Origin of the sequence: Streptomyces pacificus, from assembly GCF_011766325.1 — a bacterium.
Lineage (GTDB): Bacteria > Actinomycetota > Actinomycetes > Streptomycetales > Streptomycetaceae > Streptomyces > Streptomyces pacificus.
Genome location: NZ_BLLG01000108.1, coordinates 1 through 249 on the forward strand (window position 1 = coordinate 1; position 249 = coordinate 249).

The following is a 249-nucleotide window of genomic DNA, read 5'->3' on the forward strand; positions in this document are numbered from 1 at the left end:
CACGGAAGTCGTCCAGCATCGGCTCCATCAACGGCGAATGGAACGCATGCGACACCCGCAACCACTTCACCCTGCGCTCCCCCAACCGCCCGGCAATCCGCTCCACCACCCCCGCCACACCCGCCTCGTCACCGGACACCACCACCGACGACGGACCGTTCACCGCAGCAACCGACACCCCCTCGCACAGACACGGCAGCACCTCCTCCTCCGACGCCTCCACCGCCACCATCGCCCCACCCCCCGGCA

The 249-nt window shown here is 69.5% G+C and carries 1 protein-coding gene; it reads right to left on the reverse strand.

Annotated features, from left to right (window positions below):
• Positions 1 to 232 (reverse strand): acyltransferase domain-containing protein (locus tag SCWH03_RS28465; RefSeq protein WP_371872814.1); only part of this gene is annotated, 232 nt, incomplete at its 3' end.
• Between the last annotated feature and the right edge of the window lie 17 nt (positions 233 to 249).